We start from the raw sequence: 23,657 nt of genomic DNA, 5'->3' as shown, positions 1-23,657 counted from the left end.
CCTTAGAGATCGAGCACCAGCCGCTCGGGATCCTCCAGGCTTTCCTTGACGCGCACCAGGAAGGTCACCGCTTCCTTGCCGTCGACGATGCGGTGATCGTAGCTGAGCGCCAGATACATCATCGGGCGGATGACGATCTGGCCGCCGACCACCATCGGCCGATCCTGAATCTTGTGCATGCCGAGAATGCCCGATTGCGGCGCATTGAGGATCGGCGTCGACATCAGCGAGCCGTAGACGCCGCCATTGGAGATGGTGAAGGTGCCGCCCTGCATGTCCGCGACCGAAAGCTTGCCGTCGCGCGCGGCGAGACCCAGCCGGCCGATCTCCTTCTCGATCTCGGCGATGGACATCTGGTCGGCGTCGCGCACCACCGGCACCACCAGGCCCTTGTCCGTGCCGACGGCGACGCCGACATGGGCGAAGTTCTTGTAGATGATGTCGGTGCCGTCGATCTCGGCATTGACCGCCGGGATTTCCTTCAGCGCATGCGTCACCGCCTTGGTGAAGAAGCCCATGAAGCCGAGCTTCACGCCGTGCTTCTTCTCGAACACGTCCTTGTATTTGGCCCGCAGCGCCATCACCGCGCTCATATCCACCTCGTTGAAGGTGGTGAGCATGGCTGCGGTCGACTGCGCTTCTTTCAAGCGGCGCGCAATGGTCTGGCGCAGCTTGGTCATGCGCACGCGCTCCTCGCGCGGCGCATCCTCGGCCGAGGATGGCGCGCGGGCAACGACCGGCGCAGGTGCCGCCTTCGGCGTCTCGGCCGGCTGGGACGGCGCGCCCTTGGCGATGGCATCGAGCACGTCGCCCTTCAGCACCTGGCCGCGCTTGCCCGAGCCGGACAGCTGGTCGACCGAGAGATTGTGCTCCGCGATCAGCTTGGCCGCGGCCGGCGCCGGCGGCATGGTGCGCGGCTCGATCGGACCGTTGTCGCCAGCGATCTTGGCGGTCTCGGCCGCGGCCTGCTTGACCGAAGACGCGGCATCCGGGCTGGAAGCCTGCGCCACTGCCTGCGGCTTCGTGGCCGGGGCACCGCCGCCCGCCGAAATCGAGCCGAGCAGCGCGCCGACATTGACCGTCTCGCCTTCCTTGACGGTGATCTCGGCCAGCGTTCCGGCGCCCGCTGCAGGCACTTCCACCGTCACCTTGTCGGTTTCGAGCTCGACCAGGGGCTCATCGGCGGCGATCGCGTCGCCGACCTTCTTGAACCACTTGCCAACGGTCGCCTCGGTGACGGATTCACCCAGAGTGGGGACGCGGATTTCGGTAGCCATTGTGCCTGTCCGTTCTCTTGTCTTTTGAGGTCTGTTTCGTGCGGTTATTCGCCGAGAGCGTCGTCGAGCAGCGCGGCGAGCTGGCTGAGATGCTTCGACATCAGGCCGGTTGCCGGCGAGGCCGAGGCCGGCCGCCCGGTGTAGCGCACCCGCTGATGCTTGGCGTCGATATGCGCCAGCACCCATTCGAGATAGGGATCGATGAACGACCAGGCGCCCATATTCTTGGGCTCCTCCTGGCACCACACCATCTCGGCATTGCGGAAACGCGACAGCTCGGTGATCAGCGCCTTGGCCGGGAACGGATAGAGCTGTTCGACGCGCAGCAGATAAATGTCGTTGATGCCGCGCTTCTCGCGCTCCTCATAGAGGTCGTAATAGACCTTGCCCGAGCACAGCACGACGCGGCGGATCTTGGAGTCCTTGACCAGCTTGATCGACTGGTCGGCCAAGAGCTGCGCATCGTCCCACAGCAGCCGGTGGAACGAGCTCTCGCCCGAAATCTCCGACAGCGTCGACACCGCCCGCTTGTGGCGCAGCAGCGACTTCGGCGTCATCAGGATCAGCGGCTTGCGGAAGTCGCGCTTCAACTGCCGGCGCAGGATGTGGAAATAATTAGCCGGCGTGGTGACGTTCGCGACCTGCATGTTGTCTTCCGCGCAGAGCTGCAGGAAGCGCTCCAGCCGCGCCGACGAGTGCTCCGGCCCCTGGCCCTCATAGCCATGCGGCAACAGGCAGACGAGGCCAGACATGCGCAGCCATTTGCGCTCGCCCGACGAGATGAACTGGTCGAACACCACCTGGGCGCCGTTGGCGAAATCGCCGAACTGCGCCTCCCAGAGCGTCAGCGCCTTCGGCTCCGCCAGGCTGTAGCCATATTCGAAGCCCAGCACCGCCTCTTCCGACAGCATCGAGTTGATGACCTCATAGCCGGCCTGCGCCGCCGAGAGGTTGTTGAGCGGGATGTAGCGGGTCTCGTCGCGCTGGTCGTAGAGCACCGAATGGCGCTGCGAGAAGGTGCCGCGCTCCGAATCTTGGCCGGAAAGCCGGATCGGGTTGCCGTCGAGCAGGATGGCGCCGAAGGCCAGCGCCTCGGCCGTCGACCAGTCGATGCCTTCGCCGGACTCGATCGCCTGGCGGCGGTTCTCGAGGAAGCGCAGGATCGTCTTGTGCGCCTCGAAATCCTTCGGCACCTCGGTCAGCTTCTTACCGATCTCCTTCAGCGTGCGCACCGGCACGGCGGTCTTGCCGCGCCGTTGTTCATCCTGATTGTCAGCAGTGCGCAGGCCGGACCACGCGCCGTCCAGCCAGTCGGCCTTGTTCGGCTTGTAGCTCTGGCCGACTTCCCACTCGGCTTCCAGATGCGCGCGCCAGTCGGCCCGCATCTTGTCGACCTCGGCCTGGGTGACGTGGCCCTCCGCGATCAGCCGGTCGGCATAGATCTGCACCACCGTCTTGTGGGTGCGGATGTTGCGATACATGATCGGTTGGGTAAAGGCCGGCTCGTCGCCCTCATTGTGGCCGAAGCGGCGATAGCAGAACATGTCCACGACCACCGGCTTGTGGAACTTCATGCGGAACTCGGTCGCCACCTTCGCGGCGTGCACCACGGCTTCCGGATCGTCGCCATTGACGTGGAAGATCGGCGCCTCGATCATCTTGGCCACATCCGACGGATAGGGCGAGGAGCGCGAGAAGCGCGGATTGGTGGTGAAGCCGATCTGGTTGTTGATGATGACGTGCAGCGTGCCGGCGACGCGATGGCCGCGCAGCCCCGACAGGCCGAGGATCTCGGCGATCACGCCCTGGCCGGCGAAGGCGGCGTCGCCATGCAAAAGCAGCGGCATCACCTTGGCGCGCTCCGACAGCGGCACGACCTCGCCACGCTCGCGGCCGGAAAGCTGGTCCTGCTTGGCGCGCGCCTTGCCCATCACCACCGGATCGACGATTTCCAGATGCGAGGGATTGGCCGTCAGCGACAGATGCACCTTGTTGCCGTCGAACTCGCGGTCCGACGAGGCGCCGAGATGGTACTTCACGTCGCCTGAGCCTTCGACCTCGTCGGGCGCGGCCGAGCCGCCCTTGAATTCGTGGAAGATGGCGCGGTGGGGCTTGGCCATCACCTGGGAAAGCACATTGAGGCGGCCGCGATGCGCCATGCCGAGCACGATTTCCTTGAGGCCGAGCTGACCGCCGCGCTTGACGATCTGCTCCAGCGCCGGGATCAGCGACTCGCCGCCGTCGAGGCCGAACCGCTTGGTGCCCTTGTACTTGACGTCGATATATTGCTCGAAGCCCTCGGCCTCGATCAGCTTGGACAGGATCGCCTTCTTGCCGGTGGCGGTGAAGGTGATCTCCTTGTCGGCGCCTTCGATGCGCGCCTGGATCCAGGCCTTCTCTTCCGGGTCGGAGATATGCATGAACTCGACGCCAAGGGTCGAGCAATAGGTGCGGGTCAGGATGTCCAACATCTGCCGGATGGTGCCGAATTCCAGGCCCAGCACATTGTCGAGGAAGATCGGCCGGTCGTAATCGGCTTCGGTAAAACCGTAATTCTCCGGCGACAGCTCGTTATAGTCCTCGAGCGGCTTGGCGATGCCGAGCGGATCAAGATTGGCGTGCAGGTGGCCGCGCATGCGGTAGGCGCGGATCATCATGATGGCGCGCACCGAATCGCGCGTCGCCTGGTGCACGTCGGCGTCGGAAAGCACGGCGCCGTTGACGACCGCCTTGTCCTTGACCTTCTTTTCGATCGCCTTCTCAACCAGGCCCCAATTGCCGTCCAGCGCCGAGACCAGCTCGCCATTGGCCGTCAGCGGCCAGGAGGGCTTCGCCCAGGAGGCGCCCTTGGCGTTCTTGCGGACGTCGCCCGCGTCGTCCTTCAGCGCCGAGAAGAAATCCTGCCACTCCGGATCGACCGAAGCCGGATTGTCCTCATAGGCCGCGTAGAGCGCGTCGATATAGTCGGCATTGCCGCCGTAGAGGAACGAGGTGAGCGAGAATTGGTCGTTGGCCTGATCTTGTCTTGCCATTTTCGTCTGCGGAGCCTGGCTCCGTCTCCTTAGTTTGGAGGGGAGTAGGGCAGTAGGGGAGTAAGGCAGTAGGGCGAGCAAGCTGTCGACACGCTCGTCCCGTTCGTCCTATCCCCCTACTGCCCTACTCCCCTACTGCCCTAACCTTTGATCGCCTCGACCAGCGTCGTGCCGAGCCTGGCCGGCGACGGTGAGACCTTGATGCCGGCCGATTCCATCGCCGCGATCTTGTCTTCCGCGCCGCCCTTGCCGCCCGAGATCACCGCGCCCGCATGGCCCATGGTGCGGCCGGCCGGCGCCGTGCGCCCGGCGATGAAGCCCGCCATCGGTTTCTTGCGGCCGCGCTTGGCTTCGTCCTTGAGGAACTGCGCGGCGTCTTCCTCGGCCGAGCCGCCGATCTCGCCGATCATGATGATCGACTTGGTCTCGTCGTCGGCGAGGAACATCTCCAGCACATCAATGAATTCGGTGCCCTTGACCGGGTCGCCGCCGATGCCAACCGCCGTTGTCTGGCCGAGGCCGACATTGGTGGTCTGGAAGACTGCCTCATAGGTAAGTGTTCCCGAGCGCGAAACAACGCCCACCGAGCCCTTGCGGAAGATGTTGCCGGGCATGATGCCGATCTTGCACTCGTCGGGCGTCAGCACTCCAGGGCAGTTCGGGCCGATCAGCCGCGAAGTGGAGCGGTCGAGCCGCGCCTTGACCTTGACCATGTCCATCACCGGGATGCCTTCGGTGATGCAGACGATGAGCGGGATCTCTGCCTCGATCGCCTCGATGATGGCCTCGCCCGCGCCCGCCGGCGGCACATAGATGACCGAGGCGTTGGCGCCGGTCCTTGCCTTGCCCTCGGCCACCGTGGCGAAGATCGGCAGGCTTTCGCCCTTCGAGCCGGTCCAGGTCTCGCCCCCCTTCTTCGGGTGGATGCCGCCCACCATCTTGGTGCCGTGATAGGCCAGCGCCTGCTCGGTGTGGAACGTGCCGGTCTTGCCGGTCAGACCCTGAACCAGCACCTTGGTATTCTTGTCGACGAGAATGGACATCGCGGCCCTTTTCTAAAAACCGTTGATCGTGGAAGGCGAGACGCGCCGGTAGAGCCCGCTCACCATGTCTTCCCAAGCATTGCTGCTCGTGGCCTTGAACTGAAGTTTCATGCGATAGGTATCGATGTCGTCAAAATTGTAGGTCACGCGAGCCGAGCCGCGCGGCGACGACCGTTCCAGCGCCAATTCGCCGTCGTTCCACGTGCCCGTGGCCGGTGACATCGGCACGAACCCCATCGAGTCGAACTGATGCATGGTGACGAGGCCGTTCTGCTGGTCGAAGCCGAACACATTATGTGCGCCGAACGAGATCGTCCCGTCGCGGCGCTGGCGATAGCGCTGCACCACGAACAAGCCGCCGAACTGAGCCTCGGCCTGAACTTCCGCAGTCGCCGTGCCGGCATCGGTCCATTGCGTTGCCGCGACTTCTTCCTCGCCGCGCCATGCGCCGACCAGCGCCTGCAGGCGTTGGTGACCATCCGAGAGGGAAGAGAAGGGCGACGCGTTCATGGCTCACAGCCGCTTGAGATCGGTGACGGTGAGGTCGCTCCGTGCGTTGCCGGTGTTCAAAGTCGTCGCCGGCTCGAACATCAGCACCACGGGCTCCGGCGTCAGCGAGCGCGGCCGGTGTTCGACGCCGCGCGGCACGACGATGAAGTCGCCCTCGCCGAGCTCGACCGGCCCGTCGCGGAAATCGATGGCGATCCTGCCGCGCAGCACGAGGAAGGCCTCGTCCTCATTGTCATGCGCGTGCCAATCGAAGACCTCGCCGAACTTGGCGACCTTGGCCTGGGCGTCGTTGACGTCGCCGGCGATATGCGGATCGAAGACCTTGGCGATCTTTTGATCCGCCGCCTCGACCAGATTTATCTTGCGCGGAGGCATCCGCTTTAGCCCTTCACCGCCTTGACGATCTTCTTGGCCGCGTCGTCCAGATCGTCGGCCGAGACGACATTCAGGCCGCTGTCGTTGATGATCTTCTTGCCGAGCTCGGCATTGGTGCCTTCCAAGCGCACGACCAGCGGCACTTTCAGCCCCACTTCCTTGACCGCGGCGATCACGCCCTCGGCGATGACGTCGCACTTCATGATGCCGCCGAAGATGTTGATCAGGATGCCCTCGACCGCCGGGTCCTTGGTGATGATCTTGAACGCCGCCGTGACCTTCTCCTTGGAGGCGCCGCCGCCAACGTCGAGGAAGTTAGCCGGCTCAGCGCCATAGAGCTTGATGATGTCCATCGTCGCCATGGCAAGGCCGGCGCCGTTGACCATGCAGCCGATATTGCCGTCGAGCGCGACATAGGCGAGGTCGTATTTCGACGCCTCGATCTCCTTCTCGTCCTCTTCGGTGGTGTCGCGCAGTTCCATCACGTCCGGGTGGCGGAACAGCGCGTTGTTGTCGAACGACACTTTGGCGTCGAGCACGCGCAGATGCCCGTCCTTCATGACGATCAGCGGGTTGACCTCGAGCAGGCTCATGTCCTTCTCGACGAACGCCTTGTAGAGGATCGGGAACAGCGATGCGCCGTCCTTCGCGGCATCGCCGTCGAGCTTCAGCGCGGCATTGAGCGTCTTCACGTCGTCGGCGCTCACGCCCTTTTCCGGGTCGATGGCGACGGTGACGATCTTTTCCGGCGTGTCATGCGCGACCGTCTCGATGTCCATGCCGCCCTCGGTCGAGACGACGAAGGCGATGCGGCCGACCGAGCGGTCGACAAGGATCGACAGATACAGCTCGCGGGCGATATCGGCGCCGTCCTCGATATAGAGGCGGTTGACCTGCTTGCCGGCCGGGCCGGTCTGCTTGGTGACCAGCGTGTGGCCGAGCATCTCGTTGGCGTTGGCGACCACTTCGGCCGCCGACTTCGCCAGCCGCACGCCGCCCTTGGCGTCGGGGCCGAGTTCCTTGAACTTGCCCTTGCCGCGGCCGCCGGCATGGATCTGGCTCTTCACGACATAAAGCGGGCCGGGCAGCGCCTTTGCGGCGGCCTCCGCCTCGCTTGCCTTGAACACCGGAACGCCGCTTGCCACCGGCGCGCCGAACGTCTTCAGCAGCGCCTTGGCCTGATACTCATGGATGTTCATGCGCTTGATCTCCGGGGAGGATGATTGCTTTGCCGGCGAGATTACTTGCCGGCGAGATGCGGGGCGATCTTGGTGCAGGCCTCGGCCAGGCCCTGGACGGCCGCGACCGAATTGTCGAACATCTTCTGCTCGGCCTTCGACAGGTCGATCTCGATGACCCGCTCGACGCCGCCGGCGCCGATCACCACGGGAACGCCGACATAGGTTCCCTTGACGCCATACTGGCCGGAAAGGTGCGCTGCGCAGGGCAGCACGCGCTTCTTGTCCTTGAGATAGGACTCGGCCATGGCGATCGCCGAGGCCGCCGGCGCGTAATAGGCCGAGCCCGTCTTCAACAGGCCGACGATCTCGGCGCCGCCGTCACGGGTGCGCTGCACGATCTGGTCGAGCTTCTCCTTCGAGGTCCAGCCCATCTTGACGAGGTCGGGCAGCGGGATGCCGGCGACCGTCGAATAGCGGATCATCGGCACCATCGAGTCGCCATGGCCGCCGAGCACGAAAGCGGTGACGTCCTCGACCGAGACCTTGAACTCCTCGGCCAGGAAATAGCGGAAGCGGGCGCTGTCGAGCACTCCGGCCATGCCGACGACATGGCTGGTCGGCAGGCCGGAGAACTTCTGCAGCGCCCAGACCATCGCGTCGAGCGGGTTGGTGATGCAGATGACGAACGCCTTCGGCGCGTATTTCTTGAGACCCGCGCCGACCTGTTCCATCACCTTGAGGTTGATGCCAAGAAGGTCGTCGCGGCTCATGCCCGGCTTGCGCGGCACGCCGGCGGTGACGATGCAGACATCCGCGCCCTCGATGCCGGCATAGTCGTTGACGCCGGTCAGCCGGGAGTCGAAACCGTCGACGGGGGAAGACTGCGCGATGTCGAGGCCCTTGCCCTGCGGAATGCCCTCGGCGATATCGAACAGCACCACGTCGCCGAGATCCTTGAGGCCGATCATATGGGCGAGCGTGCCGCCGATCATGCCCGACCCGATGAGCGCTATCTTGTTGCGTGCCATGTGAGGATGTTTTCCCTTTGTCTGTGACGGTGCCGTGACGGGGCCGGGGAGGCCGAAAGGATGCGGGAGGCCGCGAGATTTCGCCGCACCCATTAGCGCCGGCCAAAGAAAAATTCAAACGATTATTTTGAACCCAGTATTTTCAATCGGTTAGATGCTTCGGGAATTACGTAAACGTCAAAGTTCCTGAGCCGACTGACGAGAATTTACACAATGAACGTGGAAATCAGAAGGCTTCATCCCGGCGATGACGCCCTTGTGAATTGATGGCTTGGTTTCTGACGCTGGGGGACAGCGCTGCGATGGCCGGCTGCAGCTACACCTGCGCCTGCCTTGCCTTCGCCACCGGCGCCGTCTCCCGCCGTTCCGCCCAGCCTTCCAGCCAGTCGCGGCTCTGCATTTCGACCAGGCGTGAGGCGGTGCGTTCGAATTCGAACACTTCCGTGCCGCGTTTGGCCGTGTAGAGCCCTTCCGGCGGCGCAGCGGCGCTCATCACCAGCCGCATATGGTGGTCGTAGAGCGTGTCGATCAAAAGAATGAAGCGCTTGGCCTCGTTGCGCTTGCCTTCCCCCAGCACCGGCACATGGTCGATAAAGACCGTCGAGAAACGGCCGGCGATGGCCAGGTAGTCGCGCGCGCCGAGCGGCTTTTCGCAAAGGTCGGCGAAGGAAAAGCGCGCTGCATCCCCGGCGGCGCGCGGGACGACGAGCTGGCGGCCTTTCAGCGTCAGCATCACCTCTGCCGTCGGCTGGCCATGCGTCATCGCCTGCCAGGCCTCGTCCAGCGCACGCTCGGCCGCAGCGTCGTCCGGCGTGACATAGACCGGCTGGCGGTTGAGCTTTTCCTGGCGGTAGTCCTTGTCGGCATCGAGCGTCATCACATGCGCATTGCGCTCGAGCAGCGAGATGAACGGCAGGAAGAGCTGGCGGTTCAACCCGTCGCGGTAAAGGTTCTCCGGCGCCACGTTGGAGGTGGCGACCAGCACCACGCCATTGGCGAACAGGGCCGAGAACAGGCGCGACAGGATCATCGCGTCGGCAATGTCGGTGACCGAGAACTCGTCGAAGCACAGCACCCAGGCTTCATCGGCGAGCGCCCGGGCGACCGGCGGGATCGGATCGTCCTCCCTGACCGTGCCTTCCTTGCGCGCCTGCCGGTGTTTCTGGATCCGGTCCTGCACATCGGCCATGAAGTCGTTGAAATGCACGCGGCGTTTGCGGCGGACCGGCAAGAGCTCGAAGAACATGTCCATCAGCATGGTCTTGCCGCGACCGACGCTGCCATGGATGTAGAGGCCTTTGACGGGCTCGCGCGGCTGCCGCTTGGCCGCGAACAGCCAGCCCAGCGCGCTCGATTTCTGTGCCAGTCGTTTGGCCGAGATCTCGTCGATCAGCCGGTCGAGCGCGGCGACGATATGCTCCTGCGCCGGATCGCGCTCAACAGCGCCGCTCTGGACGAGATGGTCGTAGCGCTGCCTGACGGTCGCGTGGGTCTGGAGGCCGTCACGCAGGTGCATGGTTCACATCATTTACTTTGAGCAGAATGCTCTGAGGAGACGCCGCCAGGCTACGTTGAGTTTCAGGTCAGGCCATGTCGAGAAGGGTGGGTTCCGAGAACCGGAGCGGAGCGTACTTTAAGTACGTGAGCACCGGAAGCACAGGAAGCCGCCATTCGCAGGCCGGCCTCACCTGAATATCGGCATAGCCTACCTTGTAAGCGAGATGGGCTGCCCATTGGAAGTCTGGCCGTCGAACTTTTCGCCGCCTGACGAATAGAGCCTGGCCAGCGAGCCGCCATTTTCATCGTAGAGCGTCAGCTGCTTGCCGGCGACGTTCCACGACTTGATGCCGTCGATCGGCGCCGGGCAGTGCAGCGGACCGGCGCGGTAGCCGGCGCCGAACTTGGTCTGCGGCGTTGCCACCTTGCAGCTCTGCCCGGAGACATTGACGTTCCACACGCCGGCGACGCTGGCCGCGGTGAGATCGGTGGCGCCGGCGGGCGCCGTGCCGTCCGGCGGCAGCGAAGCGACTTGGGTGTTCTTCGGCGCGGTCGGGAATTGCGACGGATCGGTGGTGCCGGGAGCGGCCGGCGGCGGCAGCTGATTCTGCGTCACCGTGCCGGACGGCGCCGGCGTCAGCGGCGCCGGCTGCTGGTCGTCCATCGAGGAGAAGCGCGAGGTCGAGCAGCCGCTCGCAACCAGCGCGGCCAGCGACATGGCCACGAGGCCGCTCCGCGAAAAGGGGCGGGTCATCGAAAAATTCATCAAAACCTCCGTCGGATCCGGCCGGGGGGAGCCGTCCGCGTAATCTTCGCTCCACCAAGATGGCGAAGGTGGCAGAATTTCAACCCGATATGGTTAAAATAGGGTTTTCGAGTCGGATGTTGCAAATTTATCGCAGCAAGCGGACGGCGCCGGAGCGGCGTTTGACTTGGTCATTCAAGCCATTGAACTTACGGCATTAAATCCGGGCGCTCGGCACGAACACATAGCCGTCCGGGCCAACGATGTAGCATTCGCGCAGGCCATGCGGCTTATCGATGGAGCCGGCCAGCACGATATGGCCGAGCGCCGCCGCCTCCGATCCGGATCGGCGCCGTAAAGGCGCAATTCGATGCCGGCGCCGCGCGTCTCGGCACCCGAAGTGACCCCGGTCATCGGATTGTCGAGGTAGGAATGGTCGGCATGCAGCATGAAGACCGAGCCCAGGAGCTCGATCGCCGCGAAATCCTCGTCGGCGTAGATGATCCTGGCCCCGAGCACGTCGCGGCAAAAGGCCTCCATCGCCGCCATGTCGGTGACCAAAGATTGACGCCCAGCCCAAGCGGCAGCGAGCGGCCGAAATCCTCGGCCTTCATCCACGGTGTCCCGGTTCGCTTCATGACCATGATCATCGCGCCTCGCTCCCGATCCTAGATGAACCGGGCTTCGCCCATTGGCATTCGCCAGCAAAATGCTTGCGCCAGGCAGGCGCTTCCTTATCTCAGGAAGGGGTCGAGCCGGCGGGAGAGTGAATGGCCGCGAGAAAAAGAACCGCCAACCGCTATTACAGCGGCCCGCATAGCGATCATTTCGACGGCGCCTTGTTCTTCAACCCCGGCGGCAAGCCCCCAGGGCGCTTCAGCGATCTCCTCAGATGGCAAATCAGCGGCAAGCGGGCGAGATGGCCGGCCGCCGTTCCGAGTCCTCACCCGCCGGCAAAGCCGGTGCGTCGCGTGGATGGAGGCGCGCTCAGGCTCACAATGGTCGGCCACGCGTCATTGCTTATCCAGACCGCCGGCCTGAATATCCTGACCGATCCGGTCTGGTCGGAGCGCGCCTCGCCCTTCGCCTTCGCCGGCCCCAGAAGAGTCAATGCGCCGGGCATCGCCTTTGCCGACCTGCCGCCGATCGACCTGGTCCTGATCAGCCACAACCACTACGACCATCTCGACCTCGCCACGCTGAGGCGGCTGAAGGAGAATCACGACGCACGCATCATCACGCCACTCGGCAACGACGCCATCATCCACCGCGCCGTGCCCGGCATGCGGCTCAGCGCGCATGATTGGGGCGACAGGATCGACGCTGGGGTCGCCGCCATCCATGTCGAGCCGGCGCATCATTGGTCGGCGCGCGGCGGACGCGACCGCCGCATGGCGCTTTGGGCTGGCTTTGTCATCGAAACGGCGGGCGGCAACATCTATTTCGCCGGCGACACCGGCTTCCATGACGGCATCAACTACCGGCTGATGGCACAGAAGCATGGCGGCTTTCGCCTCGCCATCCTGCCGATCGGCGCCTATGAGCCGCGCTGGTTCATGGCGCCGCAGCACCAGAATCCGGAGGAGGCCGTGCAGGGCATGAAGCTCTGCAACGCGGCTCACGCCGCAGGCTGCCACTGGGGCACGTTCCACCTCACCGACGAGCCGGTCGAGGAGCCGGCGCAAAAACTGGCCGAGGCGCTCGAGGCGCACGGCCTGCCGCAGGAGCGTTTTCGCGCCATGCGTCCTGGCGAGGTGTGGGACATACCGGCTGTCTGACGAAGGAACCCCAACCGGCGAAAAGCGTTGGTTTCGCGACGCAATTTCGCCGGAGCTTCCCATGATCAGGTGGATCATCATTCTTCTCATCATTGCCGCCGCCGCGAGCCTGCTCGGCATGCCGGCGCTGGCCGGAGCGGCTGCCACGGGAGCGCGCGTCCTCATCGGCATCGTGCTGGTCATCTTCCTGCTGATCGTGCTCGGCGTCTTCGCGGTAACTTAAGCGCGACCGCCAGGTCGTCGCGGCGCGACCGCCAGGTCGTCGCGGCGCGACCACTTGGTCGTCGCCGGCGCGACGTTTCGCGGTGACCGAGACAAGAGCCGGACTGGTAATTCCCGCCCGTTTCCGCCATATAGCGGCCAAACGGATTGGCCAAACGGATTGGAATGACCGGTTAGATGGCAGGCACCGCCCCCTTCGCCAAGATGAACGGCATCGGCAACGAGATCATCGTTGCCGATATGCGTGGCCGTGCCGACAGGGTCACGCCGGCCGCGGCGATCGCGCTTAATGCCGACGCCGCGACCAAGTTCGACCAGATCATGGCGATCCATGACGCCCGCACGCCGGGCACCGCTTATTATATCGACATTCTGAATTCCGATGGCACCAGCGCCCAGGCCTGCGGCAACGGCACGCGCTGTGTCGTCCAGGCCTTGGCCGCCGAGACCGGCCAGAAGAGCTTCACCTTCGAGACCCGCGCCGGCATCCTGAATGCTCAGGAGCACGCGAACGGTCTGATCTCGGTCGACATGGGCAAGCCGCGCTTTGGCTGGCAGGAGATCCCCCTGGCGGAAGAGTTCCGCGACACCCGCATGATCGAATTGCAGATCGGGCCGATCGACGCGCCGGTGCTGCATTCGCCCTCGGCGGTGTCTATGGGCAATCCGCATGCGATCTTCTGGGTCGACAACGACGTCTGGTCCTACGAGCTCGACCGCTTCGGCCCGCTGCTCGAGAACCATCCGATCTTCCCCGAGCGCGCCAACATCACCATTGCCCAGGTGACGTCGCCTCAAACCATGATCATCCGCACCTGGGAGCGCGGCGCCGGCCTTACCAAGGCCTGCGGCTCGGCGGCCTGCGCCGCCGTGGTGGCCGCCGCCCGCACCAAGCGCACCGGCCGCAGCGTCTCGCTGCTGACGCCGGGCGGCGGCGAATTGCATGTCGAATGGCGCGACGACGACCACGTCATCCTGACGGGTGCCGCCGAATGGGAATTCTCCGGCAGCTTCGATCCCTCGACCGGGGCCTGGGCCCGCGACACCGAAAGCGCCGCCTGATGTCCGCCCTTGAGAAAGGCGCGGTCACCAACGGTATCGACGTCGTCACCTTCGGCTGCCGCCTCAACACCTATGAATCGGAAGTGATGCGCCGCGAGGCCGAGAGCGCCGGTCTCGGCGCGCTCCAGGGCGGCGCCGTCATCTTCAACACCTGCGCCGTCACGGCGGAGGCGGTGCGCCAGGCCAAGCAGGCGATCCGCAAGGCGCGCCGCGAGAACCCTTCAGCTCGCATCATCGTCACCGGCTGCGCGGCGCAGACCGAGCCGCAGAACTTCGCCGCCATGGACGAGGTCGACCTCGTGCTTGGCAATGAGGAGAAGCTCAAGGCGAACTCCTACCGCGCACTGCCCGATTTTGGCGTCAACGACACCGAGAAGGCGCGCGTCAACGACATTTTCTCGGTGCGCGAGACGGCGAGCCACATGGTCGACGCCATCGAAGGCCGCGCGCGCGCCTTCGTGCAGGTGCAGAACGGCTGCGACCATCGCTGCACCTTCTGCATCATCCCCTATGGCCGCGGCAATTCGCGTTCCGTGCCGATGGGCGCCGTGGTCGAGCAGGTCAAGCGCCTTGCCGGCAACGGCTATGCCGAGATCGTGCTTTCCGGCGTCGACATGACCAGCTTCGGCGCCGACCTGCCGGGCAGCCCTAAGCTCGGCAAACTGGTGAAGACCATTCTGCGCCAGGTACCGGATGTTAAGCGGCTCAGGCTGTCCTCGATCGATTCCATCGAGGCCGACGACGACCTGCTCGACGCAATCGCCACTGAACAGAGGCTGATGCCGCATCTGCACCTGTCGCTGCAATCGGGCGACGACATGATCCTGAAGCGCATGAAGCGCCGCCATCTGCGCGACCAGTCGATCCGCTTCTGCGAGGACGTGCGCAAGCTGCGTCCTGAAATCGTCTTCGGCGCCGACATCATCGCCGGCTTCCCGACCGAGACCGAGGCTATGTTCGAGAATTCGGAGAAGATCGTCGAGGAGTGCGGGCTGACGCATCTGCACGTCTTTCCGTTCAGCCCGCGCGAAGGCACGCCCGCGGCGCGCATGCCGCAGGTCCGCCGCGAGGTGGTGAAGCAGCGCGCCGCGCGACTGCGCGCCGCCGGCGAGGCCGCTTATCGCCGTCATCTGACCTCGCTCCCCGGCACGCGGCAGTCGATCCTGATCGAACGCGACGGGCTCGGCCGCACCGAAGGGTTTACGTTGGCCACGATTAGCACCGGCGCGCCCGGCGAGATCGTCGAAGCCATCATCACCGGCCATGACGGCGCCCGACTGATTGCGGCCCCGCTTGCCGCGCAAGCCGCCTGAGACTGCGAGACGCATGGCTGGTTTTTTCAAGAAGATATTTTCGTTCGGCAAGAAGGAGGTCGTCGAGGAGCGCGTCGACGAGGCCGCGCCCCTGCCGCCGATCAAATGGGATCAGCTGGACGCGCTGAAGCCGGAGGCCGATCAGGCCGCCCCGGAGATTCTGGCGCGCGAGCAGGAGCCAGCACCCCACCCTCCCCTCGATGGGGAGGGTCGCCACGAAGTGGCGGGGCGGGGTGACAGCGCCGACGTGGGTCACCCCCGAGCCGCGCTAGGGACCTCCCCCATCGAGGGGGAGGTAGGGGCGGCGCACCAGCCGCCCCCTGAAGAGCCGAAGTCCGAGCCCGCGCCCACCATTCCACCGACGCCGGAACCGATCGTTCCCGCCGAGCCGGAACCGCTGCCGCAGCCTGAGCCAGAGGAAGAGCCACAACCGGCGCCTCAGATACCGGAGCCTCCGGCCCCCGAGGAAGTGCCGCCGGCACGACCCGAGCCCGCGCCGGCGCCGGCGCCTGAACCTGCGCCGCAGGAAGTGCCCGCCCCTGAGCCGACTCAGCCGGATATCGAGCCTTCGCGTCCGGAACCGCTGCCTGAGCCGGCGCCTGTGGAGGTGCCGACGCCGCCGAGCGAGGTTCCGGCCGAAACGCCGGCACCGATCGAGGTGCCGCCAGCCGCGCCGCCTTCCATCGAGCCATCCTCGGAAGCCCGCGCTGCCCCTCATCCGCCTGCCGGCACCTTCTCGCCGTATAGAGACGACGAGAAGGATGAAGCTCCCCACCCTCCCCTCGATGGGGAGGGTCGCCACGAAGTGGCGGGGCGGGGTGACAGCGCCGACGCTGGCGCCAGTCACCCCCACCCCCGAGCTGCGCTCGGGACCTCCCCCATCGAGGGGGAGGTAGGGCCTGCACCGGCCTCGCAGCCGACCCCCGAGCCGCGGTCCGCTCCCGCCGCCGGCAAGGTGACGGTCTCAAAGAAGGTCGAGCAGAAAGCCGAGCCGGCAAAGACTTCGGAGCCGGCGCCAAGGCGCTCCTGGTTCCAGCGCATGCGCGAAGGGCTCGCCCGCTCGTCCCGCGAGCTCACCGGCAACATTGCCGGCGTCTTCACCAAGCGAAAGCTGGACGAGGACACGCTGCAGGACCTGGAGGACGTGCTGATCCGCGCCGATCTCGGCGTGGAGACGGCGCTGCGCGTCACCGACTCGCTCGCCTCCAGCCGCTACGGCCGCGACGTCTCCGACTCTGAAGTCCGCGCCGTGATGGCCGCGGAGGTGGAGAAGGTGCTGATGCCGGTGGCAAAACCGCTCGAGCTCGATCTCAGCCATAAGCCGCATGTAATCCTGGTCGTCGGCGTCAACGGCACCGGGAAGACCACCACCATCGGCAAATTGGCCGCCAAGCTCACCGATGGCGGCCTCAAGGTGATGCTGGCCGCCGGCGATACCTTCCGCGCCGCCGCGATCGAGCAGCTGAAGATCTGGGGCGAGCGCACGAAATCGCCGGTCATCGCCACCAAGCTCGGCGCCGACGCGGCGGGCCTCGCCTATGACGCCTTCGAGAAGGCCAAGGAGGCCGGCTCCGACGTTTTGATCATCGACACGGCCGGCCGGCTGCAGAACAAGACCGAGCTGATGGCGGAGTTGGAGAAGATCGTGCGCGTGCTCGGAAAACTCGATCCGGAAGCGCCGCACACGGTGCTGCAGACGGTCGATGCCACCACCGGCCAGAATGCGCTGAACCAGGTCGAGATCTTCCGCAACGTCGCCGGCGTCAACGGGCTGGTGATGACCAAGCTGGACGGCACGGCCCGCGGCGGTATTCTGGTGGCGATCGCCGCCAAGCACCGGCTGCCGGTCTATTTCATTGGCGTCGGCGAGCAGGTCGATGACCTCGAACCGTTTTCGGCCAGCGAATTTGCCAGAGCGATCGCCGGCGTCGCCTGAACAAAGGCGTGATCTTGGAAAGCCGCCCGCTTTTCGGCCAGATCATGCGCAAGAAGGGTTTTTATGAACATCCTCGAACGCGACCCGTCCGATCCACGCCGCAAGCCGATGAACCCCGGCCTGAAATTCCTGCTCGAGCTTGGGCCGGGCCTGGTGTTCTTCTTCACCACCATCCGTGGCGAGTGGCTGGCCGAGAAATTCCCGGTGCTTGCCCATCTCGGCGAGCCGATCCTGATCGCCACGGCCTTCTTCATGGTCGCGACCGCGCTTTCGCTCGGCGTCTCCTGGCTGCTCACGCGCAGCCTGCCGCTGATGCCGCTGGTCTCGGCGATCGTCGTCTTCGTCTTCGGCGCGCTGGCGCTTTACCTGCAGGACAAGACCTTCGCTTTCATGAAGCCGACGATCATCAACTCGCTGTTCGGCGTAACCCTGCTCGGCGGGCTGCTGTTCGGCCGCTCGCTGCTCGGCTACGTCTTCGATTCCGCCTTTCAGCTCGATGCCGAGGGCTGGCGCAAGCTGACCTTCCGCTGGGGCCTTTTCTTCCTGTTCCTGGCCGTGCTCAACGAGGTGATGTGGCGTAACTTCTCCGAGGCGACCTGGCTATATTTCAAGGTCTGGGGCACGATCCCGATCACCTTGCTGTTCACCTTCAGCCAGATGCCGCTGATCATGCGCCACTCGCTCGAGGAAAAAGCCAAGGAAGAGAAGGCCGGGAACTAAAGCAATTCCAGGAAAAGTGTGACGCGGTTTTCCGTCCGGAATTGCGCCGGAATAAGGGGGGACGGCATGGAATTTCTCACCACGCATGACGAGCTGAGGACGATCTACAAGACGCCCCGGCCGACCGACGGCTCGATCCGCAAGGAACTGAAGAGCCTCGACGGCCATTGCCGCTCCTTCATCGGCAAGAGCCCCTTCGTGCTGATCGGTTCCTCCGACGGCGCCAGCAATGCCGACGTCACACCGAAGGGCGACAAGCCCGGCTTCGCCGCCATCCTCGACAACAACACCATCGCCATCCCCGACCGCCCCGGCAACAACCGGCTGGACACGCTGGAAAACATCATCCGCAACCCGTCGGTTGGACTGCTTTTCCTGATCCCCGGCATGAACGAGACGCTGCGCGTCAATGGCGACGCCCGCATCACCGTCGATCCCACCTTGCGCGAACGCCTGGCGGTCGACGGCAAGGAGCCCCAGAGCGTCATCGTGGTGACGGTCAAGGCCGCCTATATGCACTGCGCAAAGGCCTTCATGCGCTCCGATCTTTGGAAGCCGGAGACCTGGTACGACCGCGCGACGCTGCCGACGCTCGGCCAGATCATCCGCGACCAGCTGGCGCTGTCAGAACGCGCCGGCGAGATCGACCGCGAGCTGGACGACGATTACCGGCAGACCATGTGGTAGCCTCGCCTGACGACTCACTCTTCGTCCGGGCCTCCCTTGATCGAGATCATCGCCCTATCGGGCAGCCTGCGCGCCGCGTCGACCAATTCGGCCCTGCTTGCCGCCCTGGCCGCCAATGCCCCTGACGACTGTAGCGTCCAGGTCTATGACGGGCTCGGCCGGCTGCCGATCTTCAACCCCGACGATGAGGGCGAGCGCACGCCGCCCGAAGCGGCGCGCCTGATCGAGATGGTCACCCGTGCCGATGGCGTCATCGTCTCCTGCCCGGAATACGCGCATGGCGTCCCCGGCGGCATGAAGAACGCGCTCGACTGGCTGGTGTCGCGCGACGCCGCCGTCGGCAAGCCGGCGATGCTGGTGCATGCCTCGACCCGCTCGCTCTACGCCCGGGCGGCGCTCGCCGAGATCATGCGGACGATGTCGTTTGCGCTGTATGAGGAGGCGGCGCTGGAGATCGCGCTGCTGGGCAAGAAGCCGGGGGAGATGGAGGCGATCCTGACAGAGGGTTCGAACCGCCAGGCGATGCGTGAGGCGGTGCAGGGTTTCGCAAGATTTATTCGCGAACGATGAGCGGTCTTCCCCTTCTCCCCTTGTGGGAAAAGGTGGATCGGCGCGCAGCGCCGAGACGGATGAGGGGGTGTTCCAGCGAAGTGAGGCATTGGCGACCTCGTCGCTGGACAAACGGCGTCGCCAAGCTGGAACACCCCTCATCCGACCTCGCTTCGCGAGGCCACCTTCTCCCGCAAGGGGAGAAGGAAGAAGCTACCCCTTCCGCAGCGTCTCGACATCGGTCTTGCCGACATACCAGTCGCGGGCGTTGACCTCCTCGAACACAACCCAGACATCGTTGTTGCCAAGCCCGGTGGCCTCCATGATGGCCGAAGTCACCTTCTTGGCGATGTCAGCCTTCTTGCCGGCCGGATCGGCGGCGATCACTTCCTTGACGATGCGGATGTTGACGAATGGCATGATGTCCTCCCCTTGGGTTCTGCCGGTTGACGTCGGGCGGCGGTTTGGCAATTCGCTCCGGCAAAGCGGATGGCGGTGGTTGCGGGAACCGCAGCGCGGCGGGCGCTGCGGGGATGCGCAGAAAGGCCAGCAAAGGCCAAAGAAGCGCCTTGAACAGCTTCAAAAAGTCTTCGCCCCGTTCACCATCAGCCGCACCATATAGAGCGAGGTGGTGCCGGCTATGTAGAGGCAGTTCAGCTTGTTGCCGCCGAACACGCAGTTGGCGGTCACTTCCGGCACCTTGACCTTGCCGATCAGCGTGCCGTCCGGGTCGTAGCAATGGATGCCGTCGGCAGCACTTGTCCAGATGCGCCCGTCGGAATCGAGCCGAAACCCGTCGAACAGGCCGGCGGTGCAGTCGGCGAAGACCTTGCCGCCCGAAACCTTCTTGCCGTGCTTGCCGACAGTGAAGACACGTATATGCGCCGGGTTCTTCTCGCCATGCGTGCGGCCGGTGTCGGCGACATAGAGCAGGCTTTCGTCCAGCGAGAAGGCGAGCCCGTTCGGCCGCACCATGTCGGTGATGACGGCCTCGACATCGCCGGTCTCCGGGTCGACCCGGTAGACATTGCAGGCGCCGATCTCGCTTTCGGCCTTGTCGCCCTCATAGTCGGTGTCGATGCCATAGCTCGGATCGGTGAACCAGATCGAGCCGTCGGAGCGCACCACGACGTCGTTGGGCGAGTTCAGCCGCTTGCCTTTCCACTTGTCGGCGATGGTGGTGGTCGAGCCGTCGAATTCGGTGCGGCTGACGCGGCGGCCGGAATGCTCGCACGTCACCAGCCGGCCCTGCCGGTCGACAGTATTGCCGTTGGAATTGCCGGACGGCTGGCGGAACACGCTGACGCTGCCATCGGTCTCGTCATAGCGCAGCATGCGGTTGTTCGGGATGTCGGACCAGACGACATAGCGGCCGGCGGCGAACCAGGCCGGCCCTTCCGCCCACCGGCATCCGGTGAACAGCTTTTCCACCTGCGCGCTGCCGTTGAACAGGCGCGCGAAGCGCGGATCGAGAATTTCGTAATAGTCAGCGGCCGCCATGCGTTTCCTCCCGGCATCAGGTGACGGACGGATCAAGCCAGCCCGCGGCCATTCTGGCAAGACGGCAGGCCTGTAATTTGTATGACAAAACGGATGAGAACTGCGTGAAGCGTAGCGCCAAAGGCCGCCATGCCGGATGCAGGAGCCCCTTACCCGCGGTTAACCGGCTATGCGCTGGTTGCAATAGTGCATTGCAACATCTTTCTTTTGCAACGCACCATTCCTATGTCATGCTCGCAATTGTCAGGGAGGAACAACCGGCCGCACCAGCGCGGCATGAAAGGAACCCTGTCATGTTCGACAATCTTGTCTACCGCGCTCGCGCCAGCATCGCCAAGCGCCGCCAGTACAACCGCCTCGTCGCCGAAATCGAAAACCTGTCCGGCCGCGATCTCGCCGATCTGCGCGCCGACCGTTCCGAGATGCTCTACCAGATCCGCAAGCAGATCTACGGCTGAGCGACAGGCCCTCACCCGGACCGCCAACCGAATTGCGAAGGGCAATTCGGGGCAATCCGACCTTTCCCCGAGGGGGAGAGGAACAGGTAAGCGCCGGCGCCGACCTCTTCCCCCCTCGGGGAGAAGGTGGCCGCGAAGCGGCCGGATGAGGTGGCGTCAACCCGGCGCCGCCAAGGCCTTCTCGATCTGTGGCAACAGCAGCGTCCTCACGGAGTCGGGTGTCAGCGGCCCGACATGCTTGTAGGCGATCTTGCCGTCCTTGCCGATGACGAAGGTTTCCGGCACGCCGTAGACACCCCAGTCGATCGCCGCGCGTCCGGCCGGGTCGACGCCGATCGCCTGATAGGGATTGCCGAGATCGCCGAGGAAGCGGCGGGCGTTTTCCGGCTGGTCCTTGTAGTTCAGCGCCGTAAGCGTGAAGCGCTTGTCCTGCGACAGGCCGAGCAGCACCGGATGCTCTTCGCGGCACGGCGCGCACCAGGACGCGAACACATTGACGAGCGTCACCCTGCCGGCAAAACTTTTGGAATCGAGCCCCGGCAGGTTCACCCCTTCCAGCGGCGGGAGACTGGTCTGCGGCGCCGGCAGGCCGATCAGCGCCGAGGGAATTTCGGCGACATCGCGGCCCGACAGAAGCTGCGACAGGAACAGCCCCGCCAGTCCCAGGAACACCAGCAGCGGCAAAAGCACGAACAAGCGGCGGCGCGGCGCAGGCGCTTCGGTCCCGGTGCTCATGGCTTGACGGCCTTGTCCGAACGCCGACGCACACCGGCCGCTTCGAGCGCCGCGAGTTCGCGCTTGCGCGCCCGCTGATCGAGCAGGATCCAGCCGATCAGCACGGTCAGCACGACGCCCGTGATGGCGTAGGCGGCGGTGACGAACAGGGCGTGCGTGCTCACGTCGACCGCTCCCCATTCTCCGCCATGCCAATCGTTCCGATCATGTCTTTCCTCTGAGCGTTTCACCGTTTGATAGAGACAGTGATCCGCTCCATTTCCTTGTTCTGACGCAATTCCGGACGGAAAAACCGCTCGCGCTTTTCGCGGATTGGTCTAGCCCCGCCGCGGCTTTCCCGCAATCGTCTCGGCGCCGCAGCGAAATGAACGTCCTTGTCGCCTCAATCCGTCCCGTGTCGCAGCGCCAACGCCGCCGCCAGCGGCCCGACCACGGCAAGAAACAGCGTCAGCGCGGCAAGAATGAGGAAGGGCTGCAGGAACGGGGCCGGATCGGCGACGGCGCCATAGCTTGCCGAAACGCCGAAGATCAGCACCGGGATGGTGAGCGGCAGCACCAGCACCGAAATCAGCAGCCCGCCGCGCGGCAGCGCCACGGCTACCGCCGCACCCGCGGCGCCGATGAAGGTGATGGCAGGCGTGCCGATAAGCAGCGTCAGCGCCGTGGCCCCGATGCCCAGCGGCTCCATGTTCATGAACAGGCCGAGCAAGGGAGCGGCGACCACCAGCGGCAGCACGCTGCCCGCCCAGTGCGCCAGGCATTTCGTCAGCACCGTCAGCGCCAGCATGTGCCGGTCGCCGTTGAGGACAAGAAGATCGAGCGAGCCGTCCTCGCGGTCGGCCTGGAAGAGGCGATCGAGCCCGAGCAGGCAGGCGAGCAGCGCCGCGATCCACAGGATCGCCGGGCCGATGCGCGACAACAGGTTGAGGTCGGGTCCGACGCCGAAGGGGATGGTGACGATGACGGCGAGGAAGAAGATGACGCCGACCAGCGCCCCGCCGCCGGCGCGGATGGAAAGGCGGATGTCGCGGAGGAAGAGGGCTAGCATGATTTGACATGCCTGCGCCCAGGCTCCCCTCTCTGGCCTGCCGGCCATCTCCCCCTCAAGGGGGAGATTGGATGCCAACCCGGCCTTCGCCAATCTCCAGCGCGGCAAGGCCATCGGGGCGCCTGAACTGCTGACCTCCCCCTTGAGGGGGAGATGCCCGGCAGGGCAGAGAGGGGGGCCTGGCGCAAACATCAACGGGCTACCTTCATTTGCAGCTCGCGCGCCCCTTCCAACCCCAGCGGCAGATGCGTCGCCGCCACCACAATCCCACCGTCGCGCAGATGGCCCCGCATCAGCCCCGCGAACCGCTCCTCCGAAGCCTTGTCCAGCCCCGCCGTCGGCTCATCCAGCAGCCATACCGGTCTATGGCTGACCAGAAGCTTGGCGATCGACACCCGCCGCCTTTGCCCGGTCGACAGATAGCCGAAGGGCAGATGCCCGAGCCCGCCGAGCGCCACCGTCTCCAGCGCCTCCTCGACGCTCAATGCCGGTTCGCCCTGGAAGGCCCGCCAGAAGCCGAGATTCTCCTCGACGCTGAGCGCCGTCTTCATCGCGTTGAGATGGCCGAGATAGTGCGAGGCGGAGGCGACCGTCGGGAAAGCCTCGCCACCGCCTTCGACCAGCACCTTGCCCCGGGCAACCGGCAGCAGCCCGGCGACTACCCTCAGCAGGGTCGATTTGCCCGAGCCGTTCGGCCCGGTGACGATGAGCGCTTCGCCCTTGTCGAGCGCAAAGCCGATGCCGGAAAAAACCGCCTCGCCGCCGCGCTCGCCGCCCAGATTTTCGGCGATCAGCCGCATCATTGCCCGTTCCGAAAGCACCGTTTCGCAGCCGTCGCCGCATCGCACAAATTTGCCTTTTGTCTGTCTAGAACTATTCCAGGAAATTCTCTATATGCGGTTCATCCGTGCCAGCGGTCGGCGCGGGAACAGAATTAGCGCCGAACCAGCGCACGCGCCGC

Annotated in this window: 25 protein-coding genes; 9 read left to right on the top strand and 16 right to left on the bottom strand. The window is 65.0% G+C overall.

From position 1 onward, the window contains the following. Positions 1–2: 2 nt before the first annotated feature. The 10 genes from odhB to EJ072_RS15455 form a co-directional block, all read right to left on the bottom strand. Positions 3–1,277, bottom strand: coding sequence for a 2-oxoglutarate dehydrogenase complex dihydrolipoyllysine-residue succinyltransferase (odhB, locus tag EJ072_RS15500; RefSeq protein WP_126080455.1), 1,275 nt, complete (start codon positions 1,275–1,277; stop codon positions 3–5). 44 nt (positions 1,278–1,321) lie between these two features. After that, positions 1,322–4,309 (bottom strand): 2-oxoglutarate dehydrogenase E1 component, encoded by a 2,988-nt coding sequence (locus tag EJ072_RS15495; RefSeq protein WP_126080454.1) that lies wholly within the window; start codon positions 4,307–4,309, stop codon positions 1,322–1,324. 140 nt (positions 4,310–4,449) lie between these two features. Beyond that, on the bottom strand, positions 4,450–5,352 hold the full coding sequence (gene sucD, locus EJ072_RS15490) for a succinate--CoA ligase subunit alpha (RefSeq protein WP_126080453.1): 903 nt from the start codon (positions 5,350–5,352) through the stop codon (positions 4,450–4,452). Positions 5,353–5,364: 12 nt separating this feature from the next. Continuing rightward, positions 5,365–5,862: a DUF1579 family protein gene (locus EJ072_RS15485; RefSeq protein WP_126080452.1), complete on the bottom strand. Its 498-nt coding sequence runs from the start codon at positions 5,860–5,862 to the stop codon at positions 5,365–5,367. Between the two features lie 3 nt (positions 5,863–5,865). Then, complete coding sequence (locus EJ072_RS15480) at positions 5,866–6,237, bottom strand: cupin domain-containing protein (protein WP_126080451.1); 372 nt, start codon at positions 6,235–6,237, stop codon at positions 5,866–5,868. 5 nt (positions 6,238–6,242) lie between these two features. After that, complete coding sequence (gene sucC, locus EJ072_RS15475) at positions 6,243–7,436, bottom strand: ADP-forming succinate--CoA ligase subunit beta (RefSeq protein ID WP_126080450.1); 1,194 nt, start codon at positions 7,434–7,436, stop codon at positions 6,243–6,245. Positions 7,437–7,477: 41 nt separating this feature from the next. After that, complete coding sequence (mdh, locus tag EJ072_RS15470; RefSeq protein ID WP_126080449.1) at positions 7,478–8,446, bottom strand: malate dehydrogenase; 969 nt, start codon at positions 8,444–8,446, stop codon at positions 7,478–7,480. A 316-nt stretch (positions 8,447–8,762) separates the two neighbouring features. Beyond that, the gene (zapE, locus tag EJ072_RS15465; RefSeq protein WP_126080448.1) at positions 8,763–9,962 is read right to left on the bottom strand and encodes a cell division protein ZapE; all 1,200 of its coding nucleotides are present in this window, start codon (positions 9,960–9,962) and stop codon (positions 8,763–8,765) included. 189 nt (positions 9,963–10,151) lie between these two features. Beyond that, entirely contained in the window at positions 10,152–10,709 is a 558-nt protein-coding gene (locus EJ072_RS15460; RefSeq protein WP_245467318.1) for a protease inhibitor Inh/omp19 family protein, read from the bottom strand. A gap of 174 nt (positions 10,710–10,883) precedes the next feature. Further along, positions 10,884–11,249: a hypothetical protein gene (locus EJ072_RS15455; protein WP_245467317.1), complete on the bottom strand. Its 366-nt coding sequence runs from the start codon at positions 11,247–11,249 to the stop codon at positions 10,884–10,886. Between the two features lie 209 nt (positions 11,250–11,458). On the opposite strand from EJ072_RS15455, the gene EJ072_RS15450 reads away from it, so the two are divergent. The 8 genes from EJ072_RS15450 to EJ072_RS15415 all read left to right on the top strand — a co-directional run bounded on the left by EJ072_RS15450 (position 11,459) and on the right by EJ072_RS15415 (position 18,976). After that, entirely contained in the window at positions 11,459–12,466 is a 1,008-nt protein-coding gene (locus tag EJ072_RS15450) for an MBL fold metallo-hydrolase (protein WP_126080447.1), read from the top strand. A gap of 61 nt (positions 12,467–12,527) precedes the next feature. Next, positions 12,528–12,689 (top strand): DUF1328 family protein, encoded by a 162-nt coding sequence (locus tag EJ072_RS15445; RefSeq protein ID WP_126063645.1) that lies wholly within the window; start codon positions 12,528–12,530, stop codon positions 12,687–12,689. A gap of 176 nt (positions 12,690–12,865) precedes the next feature. Then, positions 12,866–13,750, top strand: a complete 885-nt coding sequence (gene dapF, locus EJ072_RS15440) for a diaminopimelate epimerase (protein WP_126080446.1) — start codon at positions 12,866–12,868, stop codon at positions 13,748–13,750. Beyond that, positions 13,750–15,063, top strand: a complete 1,314-nt coding sequence (gene mtaB, locus EJ072_RS15435) for a tRNA (N(6)-L-threonylcarbamoyladenosine(37)-C(2))-methylthiotransferase MtaB (RefSeq protein ID WP_126080445.1) — start codon at positions 13,750–13,752, stop codon at positions 15,061–15,063. Before dapF ends, mtaB begins: the two co-directional genes overlap by 1 nt. Positions 15,064–15,415: 352 nt before the next feature. Next, entirely contained in the window at positions 15,416–16,999 is a 1,584-nt protein-coding gene (gene ftsY / locus EJ072_RS15430) for a signal recognition particle-docking protein FtsY (RefSeq protein WP_348639287.1), read from the top strand. A gap of 63 nt (positions 17,000–17,062) precedes the next feature. Further along, positions 17,063–17,719 carry a septation protein A gene (locus EJ072_RS15425; protein ID WP_126080443.1) on the top strand — a complete coding sequence of 219 codons (657 nt, stop codon included), beginning with the start codon at positions 17,063–17,065 and terminating at the stop codon, positions 17,717–17,719. A 66-nt stretch (positions 17,720–17,785) separates the two neighbouring features. Beyond that, complete coding sequence (locus EJ072_RS15420; protein WP_126080442.1) at positions 17,786–18,406, top strand: pyridoxamine 5'-phosphate oxidase family protein; 621 nt, start codon at positions 17,786–17,788, stop codon at positions 18,404–18,406. 36 nt (positions 18,407–18,442) lie between these two features. Then, positions 18,443–18,976, top strand: coding sequence for an NADPH-dependent FMN reductase (locus tag EJ072_RS15415; RefSeq protein WP_126080441.1), 534 nt, complete (start codon positions 18,443–18,445; stop codon positions 18,974–18,976). Positions 18,977–19,168: 192 nt separating this feature from the next. Here the strand turns inward: EJ072_RS15415 and EJ072_RS15410 are convergent, their stop codons facing one another. Both EJ072_RS15410 and EJ072_RS15405 read right to left on the bottom strand, forming a co-directional pair. After that, positions 19,169–19,375 carry a 4-oxalocrotonate tautomerase family protein gene (locus EJ072_RS15410; RefSeq protein ID WP_042645446.1) on the bottom strand — a complete coding sequence of 69 codons (207 nt, stop codon included), beginning with the start codon at positions 19,373–19,375 and terminating at the stop codon, positions 19,169–19,171. Positions 19,376–19,534: 159 nt separating this feature from the next. Then, entirely contained in the window at positions 19,535–20,455 is a 921-nt protein-coding gene (locus tag EJ072_RS15405) for an SMP-30/gluconolactonase/LRE family protein (protein WP_126080440.1), read from the bottom strand. Positions 20,456–20,748: 293 nt separating this feature from the next. On the opposite strand from EJ072_RS15405, the gene EJ072_RS15400 reads away from it, so the two are divergent. Further along, entirely contained in the window at positions 20,749–20,913 is a 165-nt protein-coding gene (locus EJ072_RS15400; RefSeq protein ID WP_245467316.1) for a hypothetical protein, read from the top strand. A gap of 156 nt (positions 20,914–21,069) precedes the next feature. Here the strand turns inward: EJ072_RS15400 and EJ072_RS15395 are convergent, their stop codons facing one another. The 4 genes from EJ072_RS15395 to ccmA form a co-directional block, all read right to left on the bottom strand. Beyond that, positions 21,070–21,648 carry a DsbE family thiol:disulfide interchange protein gene (locus tag EJ072_RS15395; protein WP_126080439.1) on the bottom strand — a complete coding sequence of 193 codons (579 nt, stop codon included), beginning with the start codon at positions 21,646–21,648 and terminating at the stop codon, positions 21,070–21,072. Continuing rightward, a complete protein-coding gene (ccmD, locus tag EJ072_RS15390) occupies positions 21,645–21,812 on the bottom strand; it encodes a heme exporter protein CcmD (RefSeq protein WP_126080438.1) in 168 nt (55 codons plus the stop codon). The genes EJ072_RS15395 and ccmD overlap by 4 nt, the downstream gene beginning before the upstream one ends. 218 nt (positions 21,813–22,030) lie before the next feature. After that, a complete protein-coding gene (gene ccmB, locus EJ072_RS15385; RefSeq protein ID WP_126080437.1) occupies positions 22,031–22,696 on the bottom strand; it encodes a heme exporter protein CcmB in 666 nt (221 codons plus the stop codon). 191 nt (positions 22,697–22,887) lie between these two features. Beyond that, positions 22,888–23,496: a heme ABC exporter ATP-binding protein CcmA gene (ccmA, locus tag EJ072_RS15380; RefSeq protein WP_126083643.1), complete on the bottom strand. Its 609-nt coding sequence runs from the start codon at positions 23,494–23,496 to the stop codon at positions 22,888–22,890. Between the last annotated feature and the right edge of the window lie 161 nt (positions 23,497–23,657).

It is taken from the genome of Mesorhizobium sp. M2A.F.Ca.ET.046.03.2.1, assembly GCF_003952425.1.
Classification (GTDB): domain Bacteria; phylum Pseudomonadota; class Alphaproteobacteria; order Rhizobiales; family Rhizobiaceae; genus Mesorhizobium.
The sequence above is the reverse complement of the archived record's forward strand: the minus strand, read 5'-3'. Positions and strand labels throughout refer to the sequence as shown.